Genomic DNA, 17,574 nt, shown 5'->3' with positions numbered 1-17,574 from the left:
GGGAAGGGAAGGGGGTCGGGCGTCAGCCCTTGGTGCCGCCCGAGGTGAGGCCCGTCACCAGATTCCTCTGCACAAGGTAGAAGAACGCCGAGACGGGCACGGCGATCAACACCGCCGTCGCGGCCATGTAGTTCCACTGCGCGTCATGCTCACTGATGAAGCTCTGGAGCCCGACGGCGAAGGTGTACTTCTGGTCGTCCAGCATGAACGTGGAGGCAAAGGCGACCTCGCCCCACGCGGTGATGAACGTGTAGAAGGCGGCGACCGCGAGCCCCGGGCGGGCCAGCGGCAGGATCAGCCGCCAGAACGTGCCGAAGGGCGAGAGTCCGTCGATGCGGCCGGCCTCGTCGATCTCCACCGGGATGGTGTCGAAGTAGCCCTTGAGCAGCCAGGCGCAGTACGGCACGGCGGTGGAGCAGTAGATGAGGATGAGGGCGCCGTAGCTGTCGATGAGGCCGAGTTCGCCGAGGATCTCGTACATCGGGACGATGAGGACGGCTATCGGGAACGCCTGTGTGAGCAGCAGCATCCACATCAGCTTCCGGTACCCGGGAAAGCGCATCCGGGAGACGGCGTATCCGGTGGTCGCGGCGAAGGCGACACCGATGACGGTGGTGCCGAGGGCCACGATGACCGTGGACTCCAGCCACTTGAAGAAGTTCGTGTGCTGCAACACGAACGAGTAGTTGGAGAATGTCATCTTGTCGAAGATGCGCCCCGGGTGGAGGTAGTCGTCCTTGTCCGGGCCGAGGGACAGGAAGATCAGCCACACGATCGGGAACAGCGCGATCAGGCTGGCGACGGTCAGCAGGCCGTGCGACACGAGGGAGACCGTGCGGCCCCTGCGGTCGCGGCTCACGGTGCGGGGCTTCGGCGCGGCGGGGGCGGCCGGGGGCGCGGCGGTGGCCGTCGCCTCGGTGGTGGTGGTCGGGCTCATGGGGACGGCTCCTGCCTCAGACGGCGATCTGCTCATTGCGGGCCAGCCAGCGGCGGTAGACAGAGGTGAAGACGATCAGGATGGAGAGGAGCAGTACGCCGTACGCGGCGGACTGGGCGTAGTCACGCGGCTGTTGGCCGAAGCCGAGCTGGTAGGCCCAGGTGACGAGGATCTGGGCGTCCGGGGCGCTGTTGCCGAACAGCAGGAAGATGATGGTGAACTGGTTGAACGTCCAGATCACCCCGAGCAGCACGACGGTGGAGCTGACCGAGCGCAGTCCGGGCAGGGTGACATGGCGGAACCGCTGCCAGGCGTTGGCGCCGTCCATCTCCGCGGCCTCGTACAGCGCGGAGTCGATGGACTGGAGGCCGCCGAGGAGCGACACCATCATGAAGGGGACACCGCACCAGGTGTTGACCAGGATGGCGGCGGCGCGCTGGAAGGTGGTGTCCTCCAGCCACTGCGGCTGCGGCAGGTGCAGCGAGCCGAGCATGCTGTTGATGAGTCCGGAGTCGGCGAGCATGATCCGCCACGAGAACACGGTGACGAAGGTGGGTACCGCCCACGGCAGGATCAGCAGCAGCCGGTAGACGGTCCGGCCGCGGAGCTTCTGGTTGAGCAGCAGGGCGAGGCCGAGCCCGATGAAGTAGTGCAGGGCGACGCAGAGCGCCGTCCAGACGACGGTCCAGACGAAGTGCGACCAGAACCGGTCGTAGGCGGTGGGGCCCCAGAGGATGTCCGCGTAGTTGTCGAGGCCGATGAACTGGTAGGTGGCGTCGATGTGGTTGACGCCGATGGTGCGGGCCGAGTTGAGGCTGTTGGCGTCGGTGAGGGTGAGATACAGACCCCGCGCCAGCGGATAGCCCACGAGCACACCGAGCACCACGACGACCGGCGTGATCATCGCGTACGCGTACCAGTACTTCTGGTACGAGCGCTTCAGGCGCTCCAGTGGACCGGGCCGCTGCGGTCCGCGGTCACGGCTGCTGTCGGCGGCCGTGGTCTCGACGGCGACTGTCATGGTTCGGGCACCTTCTGGGAGTTCTGCTGCGATGGCGCGCGGGCGGCACGAGGTGCCGGGCGGCAGGCGGGTGCCGCCGGGTCCGCCCGCCCCCGTGGCGGGCGGACCCGGCGGCCCTCAGATCACTTGGTGAAGCCGGGCAGGAGCTTTTCCATCGCGAGGTCGGCGCTGTCCAGGCCCTTGGTCAGGGACGTCTTGCCGGAGGCGATCTTCGGCAGCTCGGTGTCGAGGGGACCCCACAGCGAGCTGTACTCGGGGAGCGCCGGGCGCGGCTGGGCGATCGGGAGCACCTTCTGGTAGCCCGCGATGCCCGGGTCGGTCTGGACCTGCGTGGTGTACGCGTCGTCGCGGGTCGGCAGCGTGGAGTTCTTGAGCGCGACCTGCTCCTGCGACTTCGCGGAGGTCATGAAGTTCACGAACTTCAGCGCGGCTTCCTGGTGCGCCTTGTCGGAGCCCGCGTACACGGACAGGTTGTGGCCGCCGGTCGGGGCGCCCGCCTTGCCGGTGGAGCCGGCCGGGACGGGGGCGATACCGAGGTTGTCCTTGTCCTTGAACGCGGAGCCCTTGTAGAAGTTGGTGATCTCCCACGGGCCCTGGATGATCGCGGCGACCTTGCCGTTGACGAACGCGTCCTGGATGTGGGCGTACGCGTCGGCGGTGGTGTCGGCCTTGTGCAGGCCCTTGCCGTCGAACATGCCCTGCCAGGTGGTGAGGCCCTTGACCGCCGCGTCACTCGTGATGGTGCGCTTCTTGGCGTCCGCGTCGATGGTGTCGGTGCCCTCGCCGTAGAGGTAGGGCTGCGCGTAGTACGCCTGTGTGGAACCCCAGTAGCCGTCGACACCGGTCTTGGACTTGATGGTCGCGGCGGCGCTCTTCAGGTCCTCGAAGCTGGTGGGCGGCAGATCGATGCCGGCCTTCTTGAAGAGGTCCTTGTTGTAGACCAGCGCGAGGGTGTCGGTGACGAACGGCACGCCGTACGTCTTGCCCTCGAACTGGGCCTGCTTGAGCAGGTTCGGCTGGAACTTGTCCTGGTCCGCGAGGGCTTCGGTGCCGTCGAGCGGCAGCAGGAAGCTCTTCTTCGCGAACGCGGGCGTCCAGCCGACCTCGGCGCGCAGGATGTCCGGGGCGCCCTTGCTGCCGGCGGCGGTGTCGAACTTGTTCTGCGCCTGGTCGAACGGCACGTTGACGTACTTGACCTTGATGCCCGAGTTCTGCTTCTCGAACTCCTTGACCAACGCCTTGTACGTGGGCGCCTCGTTGGTGGCGTTCGAGGTGTCCCACCACGTGAGCGTGACCGGCCCGTCGGCCTTGCCGTCCTTGCCGCTGTCGCTTCCGCCGCAGGCCGTCGCCGCGAGGGCGAAGGACGCCACCAGCGCGGTGGCCGCTATGCCACGCCGCATGAGATCTCCTTGAGGGTGAAGGCCCGTGTGGTGGGGAGCGGTCCCGTCCGCCCCCCTGGCCGACTTGCCGACCGTGCCGTTTCGGCCGCCGGGCGACGTGAACGTAACAGCGATGCAATCGCCGCGAAAGACCTTGCAGCAAAAAAATGCAAGTAGTTTCGCAAGTCGCTGCAAGGTCTTGCTATCCGTGTCGGGCCGAGGAATCATCGCTCCAGGTCCGGTCGCTCCTTGACGCCTCGACCGATACGTCGACCGATACGTCGACCGATGCCTCGGTGCCCGGATCACCCCCCACTCGTCACGACGACGAGACGGCACTACCGCAACAAGAGGAGCGCGATGACGCAGCAGCCCGCGGCGCGGCGTACAACGCACGGCACCCGCCGCCCGGTTGGTGGGCAGTCCGTCACGCGGCCGGTACAGTCCACTCCCGTGACCGCACGGCTCGCCGACATCGCAGCCCAGGCGGGTGTCAGCGAAGCGACCGTCAGCCGGGTACTCAACGGCAAGCCGGGCGTGGCCGCGACCACCCGCCAGTCCGTCCTTGCCGCACTCGACGTCCTCGGCTACGAGCGTCCGGTGCGACTGCGGCAGCGCAGCGCGGGTCTGGTCGGGCTGATCACGCCGGAGCTGGAGAACCCGATATTCCCCGCGCTTGCCCAGGTGATCGGACAGGCCCTGACCCGCCAGGGCTACACACCGGTCCTGGCCACACAGACACCGGGCGGCTCCACCGAGGACGAGCTGACGGAGATGCTCGTCGACCGGGGTGTCGCCGGCATCATCTATGTCTCCGGGCTGCACGCCGACACCACGGCGGACACCCAGCGCTACGAGCAGTTGCGGGCGCAGGGCGTACCGTTCGTGCTCGTGGACGGTTTCTCGCCGAAGGTGCAGGCACCTTTCATCTCGCCGGACGACCGGGCCGCGATGCAACTCGCCGTCACCCATCTGGTCTCCCTGGGACACACCCGGATCGGGCTCGCGCTCGGGCCGAAACGGTTCGTCCCGGTGCAACGGAAGATCGAGGGTTTCGTACGCACCATGCAGGACCTGCTCGACCTGTCGCCCGACGACATAGGGACCCGGCTCGTCCAGCACTCCCTGTACACCCTGGAGGGCGGCCAGGCGGCGACGACCGCGCTCATCGACCGGGACTGCACGGCGATCGTCTGCGCCAGCGACATGATGGCGCTCGGCGCGATCCGGGCCGCCCGGCAGCGCGGCCTTGAGGTACCGGACGACATATCCGTCGTCGGGTTCGACGACTCGCCGCTGATCGCGTTCACCGATCCCCCGCTGACCACGGTCCGCAAGCCGGTGCCCGCGATGGGGCAGGCCGCGGTACGGACGCTTCTGGAGGAGATCGGCGGGACGCCCGCGCCGCACAGTGAGTTCGTGTTCATGCCGGAACTGGTGGTCCGGGGTTCAACCGCTTCGTCCCCTGGGGAGAGAAATCGTCCGCAGGGTGGAGAGAATGCGAGCGGGACCCGACCGGGGGATGATCGGGCCTAGAAGGGATTTCTCGTAGACTCTTTCCTCATGGGAGAGACGACCGTGAAACCACTGGACGGCCAACAGGGGGCCACCAGCAGGGGTACGGAGTCCGCCCCCCGGGAAAGCGTCACCGACCCGGTGGAAGGCACGGGCACCCCTGGCAGGTGGGCCCCCCGCGAAGTGGTCGGGCGGCTGCGGACACCGCGGCGGCCCCGCCTCTGGTTCGAGATCCTGCTGATCGCGGTGAGCTACTGGACGTACTCCCTGATCCGCAACGCGGTCCCGGAACAGAAGACGCAGGCACTTCGCAACGCCGACTGGATCTGGCGGATCGAGCACGACCTGGGGATCGCGTTCGAGCAGTCGGTCAACCACGCGCTGGACTCGGTGACATGGCTGATCGTGGGCATGAACTACTACTACGCGACGCTGCACTTCGTCGTGACGCTCGGCGTCCTGGTGTGGCTCTACCGCTCCCATCCGGGGCGGTACGCGGCGGCGCGGCTCGTCCTCTTCGCGACCACGGCGGTCGCCCTCGTCGGCTACTACCTGTATCCGCTGGCGCCACCCCGGCTGATGACCGGCGGCAACTTCATCGACACCGTCAAGGTCCACGAGACATGGGGCTCGATGGCGTCGGGCGACCTGAAGAACATGTCGAACCAGTACGCGGCGATGCCCTCGATGCACATCGGCTGGTCGCTCTGGTGCGGGCTGACGATCTTCGCGCTCGCGTCGGTGCCGTGGGTACGGGTGCTCGGACTGCTCTATCCGGTGGCGACGCTCGTGGTGATCGTCGCCACCGCCAATCACTTCTGGCTGGACGCGGTGGGCGGCATGCTCTGCCTCGCCTTCGGCTTCACGGTGGCACGGACGTGGTACGGAGCCTTGCCGTACACGCTCCCGAGACTCCCTTCCAGGGAGGCTACGGGGGCTCCGGCTCCGGAACCTTCGAAGGCGTAGCCCCGCCGGAGCGGTCCCTTCCGTAGCAGGCCCTTCCGTAGCAGGCCCTTCCGGAGCAGGCCCTTCCGCCGCGTGTCAGGCCCGGTGTGTGACCCGGCCGCCCACCGTCGTCAGACGTACCGGGGCCTCGGCCACCTCGTCCGGGGACGCCGTCACCGGGTCCAGGGTCAGTGCCGTCAGGTCGGCCCGGTAGCCGGGCGCGATACGGCCCGCCACATCCGATTCGCCCGCCGCGACAGCGGCATGCGAGGTCAGTCCCTCCAGTGCCATGAGTCCCGTAAGACCCGGCCCGGGGGACGCGCCCCGCGGCACCCGCGCGGTCGCGAGAACGGTCCGCGCGTCATACCCTGCGATCGGCCAGTCGGAGCCGAGCGCCACATACGCCCCGGCGTCCCGCAGATCCCGGATCCGCCAGGCACGCGCCGCGCGGGCGGGTCCGAGCCGCCTGGACCACTCGTCGGTGTGGTCCGCCCGCGTGTACGCGGCGTGCGGCGGCTGCATCGACGCCACCACGCCGAGCCGCGCGAACCGCGGCACCGTGTCGTCCGGCACCGTCTCGATGTGCTCGATCCGGTGCCGCAGGAAAGCGCCGGCGCCCAGCGACTCCACCGTGTCCAGGACATGCCGTACCGCCGCGTCCCCGATGGCGTGCGTGGCGGTACGGACCCCCGCCGTGTGCAGATGCCGTACGGCAGCCGCGTACGCCTGCGGATCCGGCCAGAAGGGGTCGGTGCCCTGGCCGTGGCAGTCGGCGTGTTCCAGCCATGCCGTGCCGCCCTCGACGGTGCCGTCCATGAAGAACTTGACGCCGCCGACCCGCCAGTTCCGGCCCCCGCGTGTCTGGGCGGCGAGCAGTTCGTCCAGGGTGTCCCGGTCCGCGCCCGGCATGCACCAGGGCGCGAGCCGCAGCCGTAGCGGCAGCACCGTCTCCTCGGCCACGGCGGCAAGCAGGTCCACATCACCGAGGTCCATGACATGGGCACCGGTCAGCCCGGTGGCCGCCATCGCGGACAGCAGTTCCAGCAGCCGGGCACGCCGGACCGCGTACGGGAACCGGGGCAAAACCTCCGCGACCAGGTCCATCGCGGCGTGCTCGATCAGGTACCCGGTGGGCGTGCCCGCGCTGTCGCAGACGATCTCCGAGCGCTGCGGGAAGTCCCGCGGGCCCGTGACGCCCGCCGCCGCGAGGGCCGCGCCGCTGACCAGCGCCGAGTGGCCGTCGTACAGCCGCAGGAAGGCGGGGGCGCCGCCGAGCGCGTCCTCGATCAGGGAGCGGTGCACGGGCCTGCCGCCGAAGACGTTGTGGTCGAGGCCCCACCCGATGACCCAGCCGTCGACCCGTTCCGCTCCGACGAGCGCCGCCCGCAGCCCCGCCGGATCCCGTACCCCCGACAGATCGATCCCGGTCGCCATCTCCAGGCCCCACACCGGGTGGCTGTGGGCATCGGTGAGCCCCGGCACGAGGGTGGCGCCACCGAGATCGACGACCTCGGTACGGGCCCCGCGCCAGTCGCGTACGTCGCCCTCGTCCCCGACGGCGACGACGACACCGTCCCGCACCGCGACGGCGCTCGCCGAGGGCCGCGCGGGATCGAGGGTACGGACCCGGGCACCGACCAGCACGAGATCGGCCACGGACGTATCGGCCACGGACATGCGGTTCTGCATCAGTTCGGTTCCTCCGCGAAGCGGGCGTAGATGTCGGTGCGTGCGGACATAGGAGGTACGAGCGCGCGGTGACCCTCCTCCTCGGAGCCGGATTCGCCCTGGCGGTATGCAGCGGACGACTGAGCGCCACTGACACCGGCGGTGCCGAACCCACCCGGGCGGGGGCACCGGCACCCTCGGGGCTACGAGTCGTAGAACAGGGACTCCGTCACCGCTCTCGCGCGGCGCGTCACTCGGCGGTAGTCGTCCAGCATGTCGCCCACGTGGCCGGGGCCGTAGCCCAAGTAGCGTCCTACGGCGGCCAGTTCGCGGCTCTCGGACGGGAAGGTGTCGCCGGCCCGGCCCCGGACCAGCATCACCGCGTTCCGTACCCGCGTCGCGAGCACCCACGCCTCGTCCAGGGTCGCCGCGTCCTCGCCGCCGATCAGCTTCGCGGCGCAGGCCGCCGCGAGGGCGTCGCGGGTCCGTGTGGTGCGCAGCCCCGGTTCCTCCCAGCCGTGCCGCAGTTGCAGCAGTTGCACCGTCCACTCCACGTCGGACAGCCCGCCGCGCCCCAGCTTGGTGTGCAGTGTGGGGTCGGCGCCGCGCGGCAGCCGTTCCGACTCCATCCGGGCCTTCAGCCGCCGGATCTCCCGTACCGCGTCCGGCCCCAGCCCTTCGGCGGGATAGCGGAGCGGGTCGACCAGTTCGATGAAGCGGGCGCCCAACTCGGCGTTACCGGCGACCGGTTCGGCCCGGATCAGCGCCTGGGACTCCCAGACCAGCGACCAACGGCGGTAGTACGCCTCGTACGACCCCAGGGTGCGCACCAGCGGGCCGCTCCTGCCCTCCGGGCGCAGGTCCGCGTCGATCAGCAACGGCGGGTCGGCGGACGGGAGTTGGAGGAGTCGTCGCATCTCGGAGACCACGGCGTTCGCCGCCTTCGCGGCCTCGTGTTCGGTGACGCCGGGGCGTGGCTCGTGGACGAACAGGACGTCGGCGTCGGACCCGTACCCGAGTTCGTGGCCGCCGAAGCGGCCCATGCCGATGACGGCGAAACGGGTGGGGAGTTCATCGCCCCAGCCCGCACGAACCACGGCCCGCAGGGTGCCGGCGAGTGTCGCCGCCGTCAGATCGGAGACGGCGGCGCCGACCCGGTCCACGAGCGCGCCCCGGTCCGCCTCGGCGGGGCGGTCCTCGGTGCCGTACGAGCCGACGATGTCGCCCGCCGTGGTGCGGAACAGCTCCCGGCGGCGGACCCCGCGCGCCGCGACGACGGCCTGTTCGGCGCCGTCCGCGCGGCCTACGGCGGCGAGGATCTCCTGCTCCAGATGGGCCCGGTCGCGCGGGACGAGCCCGCGTTCGTCGCCGAGCAGCGCGACCGCCTCGGGCGCCCGCATCAGCAGGTCGGGCGCGAGCCGCCCGGCGGACAGGACCCGGGCGAGGTTCTCCGCGGCGGCACCCTCGTCCCGCAGCAGCCGCAGGTACCAGGGTGTCTTGCCGAGCGCGTCGGACACCTTGCGGAAGTTGAGCAGCCCGGCGTCGGGGTCGGCGGAGTCCGCGAACCAGCCGAGCATGACGGGCAGCAGCGTGCGCTGAATCGCCGCCTTGCGGGTCACGCCCGAGGCCAGTGCCTCCAGGTGGCGCAGCGCCGCCGCCGGATCCGCGTAGCCGAGGGCGACCATCCGCTCGCGGGCCGCGTCGGTGCTCAACCGGGCCTCGCCGGTGGCGAGTTGGGCGACGGCGTCGAGCAGTGGCCGGTAGAACAGCTTCTCGTGCAGCCGGCGTACGACGGAGGTGTGCCGGCGCCAGGCGCGGCCCAGGTCCGTGATCGGCTCGGTACGCATCCCCAGCGAGCGGCCGATCCGCCGCTGGTCGGCCTCGTCCTCGGGCACGAGATGCGTACGCCGCAACCGGTAGAGCTGGATGCGGTGTTCGAGGGTGCGCAGGAACCGGTACGCGTCGTCGAGCTGTGCGGCGTCGACCCGGCCCACGTACCCCCCGGCGGCGAGCGCCCGCAGCGCGTCGAGTGTGGTGCCGCTGCGCAGCGAGGTGTCGGCGCGGCCGTGCACCAACTGGAGGAGCTGCACGGCGAATTCGACGTCCCGCAGACCGCCGGGCCCGAGCTTCAGCTCGCGGTCGATCTCACCCACCGGGATGTTGGCGATGACGCGGCGCCGCATCTGCTGCACATCGGAGACGAAGTTGTCCCGCTCGGCGGCCTGCCAGACGAGCGGCGCGAGCGTGGCGACGTAGTCGGCGCCCAGCTCGGGGTCGCCGGCGACCGGCCGGGCCTTGAGCAGCGCCTGGAACTCCCAGGTCTTCGCCCAGCGTTGGTAGTAGGCGAGATGGCTGGAGAGGGTGCGCACCAGCGGCCCGTTGCGACCCTCGGGCCGCAGATTGGCGTCCACCGGCCAGATGGTGCCCTCGACGGTCGTCTCGGAGCAGATCCGCATCAGATGCGAGGCGAGACGGGTGGCGGCCCGCAGCGCGGCGGTCTCGTCGGCGGGTTCGGCGCCACCGGCTCCGGTGCCGGTTGTGTACGTGCCGTTGGTGACCGGCTCCCCGACGAAGATGACGTCCACATCGGAGACGTAGTTCAGCTCGTGCCCCCCGCACTTGCCCATCGCGATGACCGCGAGCCGGCACTGTGCCGCGTCCTCGGGCGCCGCCGCGCGGGCGATGGCGAGCGCGGCGCGCAGGGTCGCCGTGGCGAGATCGGCGAGTTCCGCGGCGGTCTCGGCGACATCGGTCGTGCCGCACACGTCCCGCGCGGCGATGGACAGCAGACAGCGCCGGTAGGCGACCCGCAGCGACACGGGGTCGGTGGCCTGTGCGAGCCCCCGCTCGAAGTCCTCGACACCGGGGTGCAGATCCTGCGCCTCGTACGTGACGAGCGCCTGCCAGTCCTGGGGGTGCCGCGCCAGATGGTCGGCGAGCGCCTCCGACGCGCCGAGCACCCCGAGGAGCCGGTCCCGCAGCGGCTTCGCCGCGATGAGGGTGTCCAGGAGCACGCGGCGACCGTGTTCGTCCGGCTGCGCCTCGACCAGCCGGACCAGACCGAGCAGCGCCAGATCGGGATCGGCGGCGCCGCCCAGCGCGTCGAGGAGGACCGGGTCGCCGCGCACGGACGACAGACACGCGCTGTCGAGCAGCCGCTCCGCGGTGGAGGGGTCGGTGAAACCGTGCCGCAGCAGCCGGGTGAACGTACTGCTCCTGCGCCCTTGCGGCACCGTCATGTCCGCCGCCCTCCTGATCGATCACAGCTGCACCGAGCCTACGACCTGGCCGATGAATTCCGCGCGTGTGCGGAGTCTCCCTTTCGCAGGCACCATCGATGAGGAGGACGCCTCATGTCGGAGAAGGAATCGGCCATGAACCGCGCCACGGACCGCACGGCACCGGCGACCGAGCTTGACACCCGCTTCAGCAGTCCGGGAGCCGAGGCCGTGCCCTGGTCCCGGGCCGAGGAGCTGCTGACCGCCGCCGAACTGTTCTGGATCTCGACGGTACGGCCCGACGGGCGCCCACATGTCACCCCGCTGATCGGACTCTGGTACGAGGGTGCGCTGCACTTCACGACCGGGGAGCTGGAGCGCAAGGCCCTCAACCTCGCCGCCAACCCGGAGGTGGTACTCACCACGGGCGCCAACGCCTGGGCCGAGGGCACCGACCTCGTGGTCGAGGGCACGGCGGCCCGAATCACCGACACTGCCCGGCTGCGGGACCTCGCCAAGGCGTTCGAGGAGAAGTACGGCGCCGTATGGCACTTCGAGGTGCGCGACGACGCGTACTTCCACGGGGGCGGAGGGGCCGCGATGGTCTTCGCGGTGGCGCCCCGGGTGGCCTTCGGCTTCGCCAAGGGCGAGCCTTTCGGCCAGACCCGCTGGCGTTTCAGCTGAGGGGAGAGGGAGACGGGAGGGAGACGTTCATCCGTTCTTTACGCGGGTTGGGGGGTGGCGGCACCGGGGTGGGGCATGTTGGCGTGTGCATGCTCTGCAGGGCAGCGCACGCGCTCCCCGTACCACCCCCGTCCCCACCTTTTCCTCCCCTCCCTCCCCATCTCCGTCTCCCCACCGGAGGTCCCCGTGTCCGGCAGCTCCGTGTTCAGCGGTGTCGGTTCCACATTGCGCGGTGCCCGTTCCGCCGTCGCCTCCGCCGTGGCGCTCGTCGCCGCGTCCGTCGGGCTGTGGACGGCGGCGCTCGGCAACACACCCGCCGCGCAGGCCGCGGCCGGTGTCCCCACGCCGGACCACGTCGTCGTCGTGGTGTTCGAGAACCACGCCTACAGCCAGGTCATCGGCTCGTCGAGCGCGCCGTACATCAACTCCCTGAAGACCGGCGGCGCCAACCTCACGCAGTCGTACGCCGAGACGCACCCCAGCCAGCCCAACTATTTCGCCCTGTTCTCCGGTTCGACGCAGGGCGTCACGGACGACAGCTGCTACACGCCCGGCTTCAGCTCCGCGCCCAATCTGGCGTCCGAGCTGATCGCGGCGGGCAAGAGCTGGGCGAGCTACAACGAGACGCTGCCGAGCCAGGGTTCGACCACGTGCAGCAGCGGCTCGTACGCCCGTAAGCACAATCCGTGGTTCGGCTTCAGCAATGTTCCGGCGTCGAGCGCGAAGACGTTCACCCAGTTCCCCACCGACTTCACGACGCTGCCGCAGGTCTCCTTCGTGGTGCCGAACCTGTGCAGCGACATGCACGACTGCTCGGTGGCGACCGGGGACACCTGGCTGAAGAACAAGCTCGGCGCGTACGCGACCTGGGCGAAGACCCACAACAGCCTGCTCGTCGTCACCTTCGACGAGGACAACCGGCTCAGCGGCAACCGCGTCCCCACGGTGCTGTACGGCCAGCAGGTGACCGCGGGCGCGTCGTCGTCGACCACGTACAACCACTACGACCTGCTCCGCACCCTGGAGAACATGTACGGGCTGCCGCACGCGGGCAACGCGGCGACGGCGAAGGACATCACCGGCATCTGGACGTCCTGACGTGTATCTGGCGGACGGCCGCGCCTCGCGCGCGGGGTCCGCGGACCGCTCCGCCCGGGACGCCACGCGCCCCGGGCGGCGTGCCGCGGTCGCTCCGACGGTGTTCGCGCTCGGCACGGTCAGCCTGATCACCGATGTGTCGTCGGAGATGGTCAGCGCGGTCCTGCCGCTGTATCTCGTCGTCGGGCTCGGCCTGTCCCCGCTGGGCTTCGGGCTGCTCGACGGCGTCTACAACGGGGTCTCCGCGCTCGTACGGCTCGTCGGCGGGCATGTCGCCGACCGGGGGAACGGCCGCCACAAGACGGTCGCCGTCCTCGGGTACGGGCTGTCCGCGCTGTGCAAGCCGCTGCTGCTCCTCGCGGGCACCCTGCCGCTGATCGGCGCGGTCCTCGCGGCCGACCGGACCGGCAAGGGGCTGCGGACCGCGCCGCGTGACGCGCTGATCTCGCTGTCGAGCGCGCCGGAGACCCGGGGGCGCGCGTTCGGTGTGCACCGGGCGATGGACACGGCGGGCGCGCTGCTCGGGCCGCTCGCCGCGTTTCTGATTCTGCGGGCGACGGTGGACGGGTACGACGCCGTGTTCACCGTGAGTTTCTGTGTGGCGGTGGTGGGGGTGGTGGTGCTGGTGTTGTTCGTGCCCGGCGCCCCGCCGGCCGTGGCCCGCGCTCCGGAACCGGCAGCGGCACCGGCACCGGCACCGGCAGCGGAAAGCGCCCCCCGGCCCAGTCTCCGTGCCGCGCTCCGGCTGCTGCGGGAGCCCGGTGTCCGGCGGATCGCGCTGTGCGCCACGCTGCTGGGCCTCGCGACGGTCAGCGACTCGTTCGTCTTCCTGCTGCTCCAGCGGCGGCTCGGCGTCCCCGACCGCTGGTTCGCGCTGCTTCCGCTGGGGACGGCCCGCCGCGTTCCTGCTGCTCGCGGTGCCGCTCGGGTGGCTCGCCGACCGGATCGGGCGGTTACGGGTGTTCCTCGCGGGACATGGCGCGCTGCTGGTGGCGTACGGGTTGCTGCTGTGGTCCGCGACCGGGGCCCGGTCCGGGGACATCGGGGGGCGCGTGGACGTCCTCGCGTCGGTGATCGCCGTACTGCTCCTGCACGGCGCCTTCTACGCGGCGACCGACGGGGTGCTGATGGCCGCCGCGTCGGACCGGGTGCCGGCCGGGCTGCGGTCCTCGGGCCTGGCGCTCGTAGGGACCGGGCAGGCGCTGGCACGGTTCGTGTGCTCGCTGGCGTTCGGCGCGGCGTGGACGGCGTGGGGCGACCGCACCGCGCTGACCGCGTCGACGGTGGCGCTGGCGGTGTGCGCGCTGATCTGTCTGAAGGTGAACCCGTGGAAGGTGCCCGTATGACCCTACGGACGCGGCTGGTCGTCCTGCTCTGCGCGCTCGCGCTGCTGGCCGGTGTGGCGACCGTGTCGGTGCTGCGCGCGGCGGACCGCGCGGACCGGCGGGACCGGGCGGTGCCGGGTGGCCCGGCGGTCACCTCGGGCCGGGTCGCGCTGAGCGGTGGGCCGGGCGGGCTGCTGGTGTTCCGGAACATGGCGTGGGGCCCGCACCGCGACGAACTGACGACGGTCCCGGCGGACCGGGCGGGCGGCGAACGGACCGCCGGGGGCGTCAAGTGCCTGCGTTTCTATGCCGCTTCGGGTACCGGTATCTGTCTTCAGGCGGTGCGCGGGCCGGTCCAGGACACGTACCGGGCGGTCGTCCTCGACGCGCGGCTGCGGGTCACGGCCCGCTACGACGTGCCGGGCGTCCCGTCGCGGGCACGGGTCTCGCCGAGCGGGCGGCTCGCGACGTGGACGGCGTTCGTCGGCGGCGACTCGTACGTGGGCGGGGACTTCGCCACCCGCGCGGCGATCGTCGACCTGCGCACCGGGCAGCTGACCCCGACCCTGGAGTCGTACCGGATCGTCCGGGACGGCCGCACGTACCGTGCCGCCGACGTCAACTTCTGGGGCGTGACCTTCGCGTCGGACGACCGCCACTTCTACGCCACGCTGGGCACGGCGGGCCGCACGTATCTGATCCGCGGCGACCTCAGGGCCCGTACGGTCACCACGCTGCGAACGAACGTCGAGTGTCCGTCCCTGTCGCCGGACGGCACCCGGATCGCCTTCAAGAAACGCGTCAAGGGCCTCCCGGCGGACGCCCCTTGGCGCCTGTACACACTCGACCTACGCACCCTGCGCGAAACGGCACTCACGGAACCCCGAAGCGTGGACGACCAGCCGGTCTGGCGAAACAACACAACGCTGACGTACGCCCTGCCGGGCGACTACGGAGCGGACCTTTACACACTCCCGTCAGACGGCACAGGCACCCCACACCTCCTCACGAGATCGGCGGTGTCCCCTACGTACCTGAACTGACGGCGGTTATCCCAATCACCTCATGCGTGAACGGGCAGTCACATAGAGTGTTCGGACTACTTCGGTCGCTCCCTTGGAGCCGTATGCCTCCGCTACCGCCGTTCGATCCGGACACACTGTGTCCGCCTCCCGGCCGCTACCCCATGACGTGGGACGAGGTGGAAAACTCCTTGGTGCGGGCAGAGACCTTCCAGGCGTCCATCACTCGAAGTGGCCTGTGGACTGAACTCCAGTCGCACAGGGCACAGGTCGAGTGTCTCTTCGGGTCAGTGCGCCGCCTGTGGCTGGCAGGTAGCTTCGTAAGCGGCAAACTGGACCCCAGCGACGTGGACCTCGCGTATCTGGTTGACGCACATGTGTTCCAGGCAGTCACCGAGGTGGACGACATCGCCGACCTCGCCAACCTCAGCGATCGGGAGTGGTGTGTGAAGCACGGCATGCGCATCGACGCTTACCTGCTGAGCCTGCCTGCCACTGTAGATTTCCGGGACCTAGGGTTGGTCGGCGCGATGGCACCGGGGGACAGTGAAATCTTTCAGATGCTCGGTCTGTATGACGAGATCTGGCAGCGTTGCCGTATGGGTGACGGTCGGCGAAGGGGCTATGCGGAGGTATTGCTATGAGCACTCCTCACAGCTTGCCTGATGCCGGCGACAAGAAGGCCATGCGTGCCTGGCTGGCGGCCAGACGGTCGGAGTCCACGGACAAGCCGCTCCCCCGCACGCTGACCGAGTTGCGTTCCGTACAGCTCAAACGTCTCGCGAGGTCGATGGAAAGCGACACGGATCCGGAGTCTGCGGAGCGACCGGACCGGCCCATCCTGCGGTTTGCCCTGGATGGCGAAACCGTCCGCACCCAACGCGTCGAATCCGCCGTACTGGGCGACTGGCTCCGGGCATTGCAAACAACTGTGCAGTCTGTGGCCTATGCCCTCGATGAACTCCGTCCCACACGGGACTCGGGACCCGTACCCAAAGAGATCCAACGGATGACACGGTTGTTCTCCGGTCCAGTGTTCGCATCGTCCTACGGAATGGTCCTCGAAGGTGCTCCGGAAGCGGGACAAGCAGAGCTACCGGGTACGGGTGGCGATGTACTTCTGGACCGGGCGATGAACAGGATCTTCGACGTCGCCGACCGGGCCAGTTCCGGCGCCGGCGCCGAGGATGCCGTCCTGGACGCGGCGTTGCCCCTGGGCCGCCGAGTGATCAGTCACCTGTCGGAACTGTCAGATGTGCTCGCTTCCACCGGCACCAGCGTCACATTGACGTGGGAATCGAAGGCGACCGCGCGCCGAACCTCGACTCTCACCTCGGAAAGCGCTGAGCGCTGCCGCACGACCCTACGGGCGGCGCAGGTGGAGGACAGTAGCGACCGTCTGGTCGGCACCGTGGTCGGTGGTAGCAAGCTGCGTGGAGTCATCGAGATCGAAGTCGACGGGAACGGCATCGTCGTGGTGCGTACCTCGAAGGAGGACGTTCCGGCTCTGCTGGCCGGGTACGCGGAGCGCCATGTAGAAGCTGACGTGCACGTGCTGACCGCGCGGTCGGCGGGTGGGCGCGAACACCGCAGCTATGTTCTGCTTGATCTTTCTCTCGGCGAGCCGGCGGCCCAAGACTAGATATCCCCGGGAAGCTCACCGGTCATCTACGGCTATGCTGCCCGCACCATCGCGGCATGTGGCGGCGCTCAGCGCGCTTGGCGGGCCAGGGGGCACGTGGCTGAACTCATCTTTTCCGGGCTGGGGATTTCCGGATATCGGAGCTTCGGCGAAGACATCCAGTACAGCGGGAAAATGGGCGCGGTCACCTTACTTGCCGGGCAGAACAATACCGGGAAGTCTAATTTCCTGCGGTTCTTGAAGAAGACAGCCTCGGGGAAATTTGAACTGAGCGCACTGGATCATCCGCAAGAGGAGCCTTCCCCTCCGTGCCGTTATTCATTGGCATTTCATCCCGGCAAACTCCTGAACGGTCTGAACAGCACCAAAGGTCAGCGAAGCCCATACTTGCGGACATCCTCGCCCACCCCTCTCTGCAAAAGCTTGACGACAAGCTCGCCTGGCTCGACTTCGACGTGAGTGGACAGCTTCACGACCGCCCCTCCGACCTTCTCCAGACCAACGCCGTCATCTGGGTCGAAGGTCCCTCCGATCGCATCTATCTCAAACACTGGATCGAGCGAACCGAGAAAGACCTGATCGAGGGAATCCATTATTCGATCATGTTCTATGGCGGCGGACTGCTGAATCACCTGACCTCGACCGACGAAGAAGTCACGGATTTCATCAAGCTACGCCGGCTGAACCGGCACCTCGCCATCGTCATCGACAGCGACCGCACTCAGGCCGACATGCCGATCAACGAGACCAAACAGCGCGTGCGGGACGAGTTCGACATCGATCCGGCACAGGGCTTCGCCTGGATCACCGACGGATACACCATCGAGAACTATGTCCCGCCCGCGATTCTGCGAGCCGCGGTGGCCACGGTGCATCCGAAGGCCGAGCCCCTCGCATGGCAGGGCGAAATGTGGGAAAACCCGCTCACTCTCCGGAACGTGACATCCGGTAAGGCCACCACGCCGGACAAGAACAAGATCGCCCGCAAGGTGTGCGAGAAATGGACCGGCCCACCGGCGCCCCGGAGTCACCTCGACACAATGGTGCGCCAGTGCATCGACTTCATCAGGGACGCCAACATGGGTGCGGACCGCGAGTTCTGAGCCGAACCACCCCTACA

Annotated in this window: 13 protein-coding genes and 1 pseudogene; 9 read left to right on the top strand and 5 right to left on the bottom strand. The window is 69.3% G+C overall.

Going from position 1 to position 17,574, the window contains the following annotated elements; translation table 11 throughout:
* Nucleotides 1-22 precede the first annotated feature (22 nt).
* The 3 genes from ACFVT5_RS35565 to ACFVT5_RS35555 all read right to left on the bottom strand — a co-directional run bounded on the left by ACFVT5_RS35565 (nucleotide 23) and on the right by ACFVT5_RS35555 (nucleotide 3,358).
* Entirely contained in the window at nucleotides 23-937 is a 915-nt protein-coding gene (locus ACFVT5_RS35565) for a sugar ABC transporter permease (protein ID WP_389896780.1), read from the bottom strand.
* A gap of 16 nt (nucleotides 938-953) precedes the next feature.
* A complete protein-coding gene (locus ACFVT5_RS35560; RefSeq protein ID WP_389896777.1) occupies nucleotides 954-1,958 on the bottom strand; it encodes a carbohydrate ABC transporter permease in 1,005 nt (334 codons plus the stop codon).
* Between the two features lie 122 nt (nucleotides 1,959-2,080).
* Nucleotides 2,081-3,358, bottom strand: coding sequence for an extracellular solute-binding protein (locus ACFVT5_RS35555; RefSeq protein ID WP_389896775.1), 1,278 nt, complete (start codon nucleotides 3,356-3,358; stop codon nucleotides 2,081-2,083).
* Between the two features lie 432 nt (nucleotides 3,359-3,790).
* Between ACFVT5_RS35555 and ACFVT5_RS35550 the strand changes: the two genes are divergently transcribed.
* Nucleotides 3,791-4,873: a LacI family DNA-binding transcriptional regulator gene (locus tag ACFVT5_RS35550; RefSeq protein WP_389896773.1), complete on the top strand. Its 1,083-nt coding sequence runs from the start codon at nucleotides 3,791-3,793 to the stop codon at nucleotides 4,871-4,873.
* A gap of 27 nt (nucleotides 4,874-4,900) precedes the next feature.
* Nucleotides 4,901-5,818, top strand: coding sequence for a phosphatase PAP2 family protein (locus ACFVT5_RS35545; protein ID WP_389896771.1), 918 nt, complete (start codon nucleotides 4,901-4,903; stop codon nucleotides 5,816-5,818).
* A gap of 75 nt (nucleotides 5,819-5,893) precedes the next feature.
* Here ACFVT5_RS35545 and ACFVT5_RS35540 read toward each other — a convergent pair whose 3' ends face one another.
* Nucleotides 5,894-7,486 (bottom strand): amidohydrolase, encoded by a 1,593-nt coding sequence (locus ACFVT5_RS35540; protein ID WP_389896768.1) that lies wholly within the window; start codon nucleotides 7,484-7,486, stop codon nucleotides 5,894-5,896.
* Nucleotides 7,487-7,668: 182 nt separating this feature from the next.
* A complete protein-coding gene (locus ACFVT5_RS35535; protein ID WP_389896765.1) occupies nucleotides 7,669-10,704 on the bottom strand; it encodes a bifunctional [glutamine synthetase] adenylyltransferase/[glutamine synthetase]-adenylyl-L-tyrosine phosphorylase in 3,036 nt (1,011 codons plus the stop codon).
* Between the two features lie 114 nt (nucleotides 10,705-10,818).
* On the opposite strand from ACFVT5_RS35535, the gene ACFVT5_RS35530 reads away from it, so the two are divergent.
* The 7 genes and pseudogenes from ACFVT5_RS35530 (at nucleotide 10,819) to ACFVT5_RS35500 (ending at nucleotide 17,557) form a co-directional block, all read left to right on the top strand.
* Entirely contained in the window at nucleotides 10,819-11,367 is a 549-nt protein-coding gene (locus tag ACFVT5_RS35530; RefSeq protein ID WP_389896763.1) for a pyridoxamine 5'-phosphate oxidase family protein, read from the top strand.
* 186 nt (nucleotides 11,368-11,553) lie between these two features.
* The gene (locus tag ACFVT5_RS35525) at nucleotides 11,554-12,465 is read left to right on the top strand and encodes an alkaline phosphatase family protein (protein WP_389896760.1); all 912 of its coding nucleotides are present in this window, start codon (nucleotides 11,554-11,556) and stop codon (nucleotides 12,463-12,465) included.
* A 1-nt stretch (nucleotide 12,466) separates the two neighbouring features.
* Nucleotides 12,467-13,811: pseudogene (locus ACFVT5_RS35520) on the top strand (MFS transporter).
* Nucleotides 13,808-14,833, top strand: a complete 1,026-nt coding sequence (locus tag ACFVT5_RS35515; protein WP_389896757.1) for a TolB family protein — start codon at nucleotides 13,808-13,810, stop codon at nucleotides 14,831-14,833. The pseudogene ACFVT5_RS35520 and the gene ACFVT5_RS35515 overlap by 4 nt, the downstream one beginning before the upstream one ends.
* Nucleotides 14,834-14,916: 83 nt before the next feature.
* Nucleotides 14,917-15,456 (top strand): DUF6932 family protein, encoded by a 540-nt coding sequence (locus ACFVT5_RS35510; RefSeq protein WP_389896754.1) that lies wholly within the window; start codon nucleotides 14,917-14,919, stop codon nucleotides 15,454-15,456.
* The gene (locus tag ACFVT5_RS35505; protein WP_389896752.1) at nucleotides 15,453-16,454 is read left to right on the top strand and encodes a hypothetical protein; all 1,002 of its coding nucleotides are present in this window, start codon (nucleotides 15,453-15,455) and stop codon (nucleotides 16,452-16,454) included. The genes ACFVT5_RS35510 and ACFVT5_RS35505 overlap by 4 nt, the downstream gene beginning before the upstream one ends.
* Nucleotides 16,455-16,762: 308 nt before the next feature.
* Nucleotides 16,763-17,557 carry a hypothetical protein gene (locus tag ACFVT5_RS35500; protein ID WP_389896750.1) on the top strand — a complete coding sequence of 265 codons (795 nt, stop codon included), beginning with the start codon at nucleotides 16,763-16,765 and terminating at the stop codon, nucleotides 17,555-17,557.
* Nucleotides 17,558-17,574: the final 17 nt, after the last annotated feature.

This window comes from Streptomyces sp. NPDC058001 (assembly GCF_042886315.1).
Taxonomy (GTDB): Bacteria; Actinomycetota; Actinomycetes; order Streptomycetales; family Streptomycetaceae; genus Streptomyces.
The sequence above is the reverse complement of the archived record's forward strand: the minus strand, read 5'-3'. Positions and strand labels throughout refer to the sequence as shown.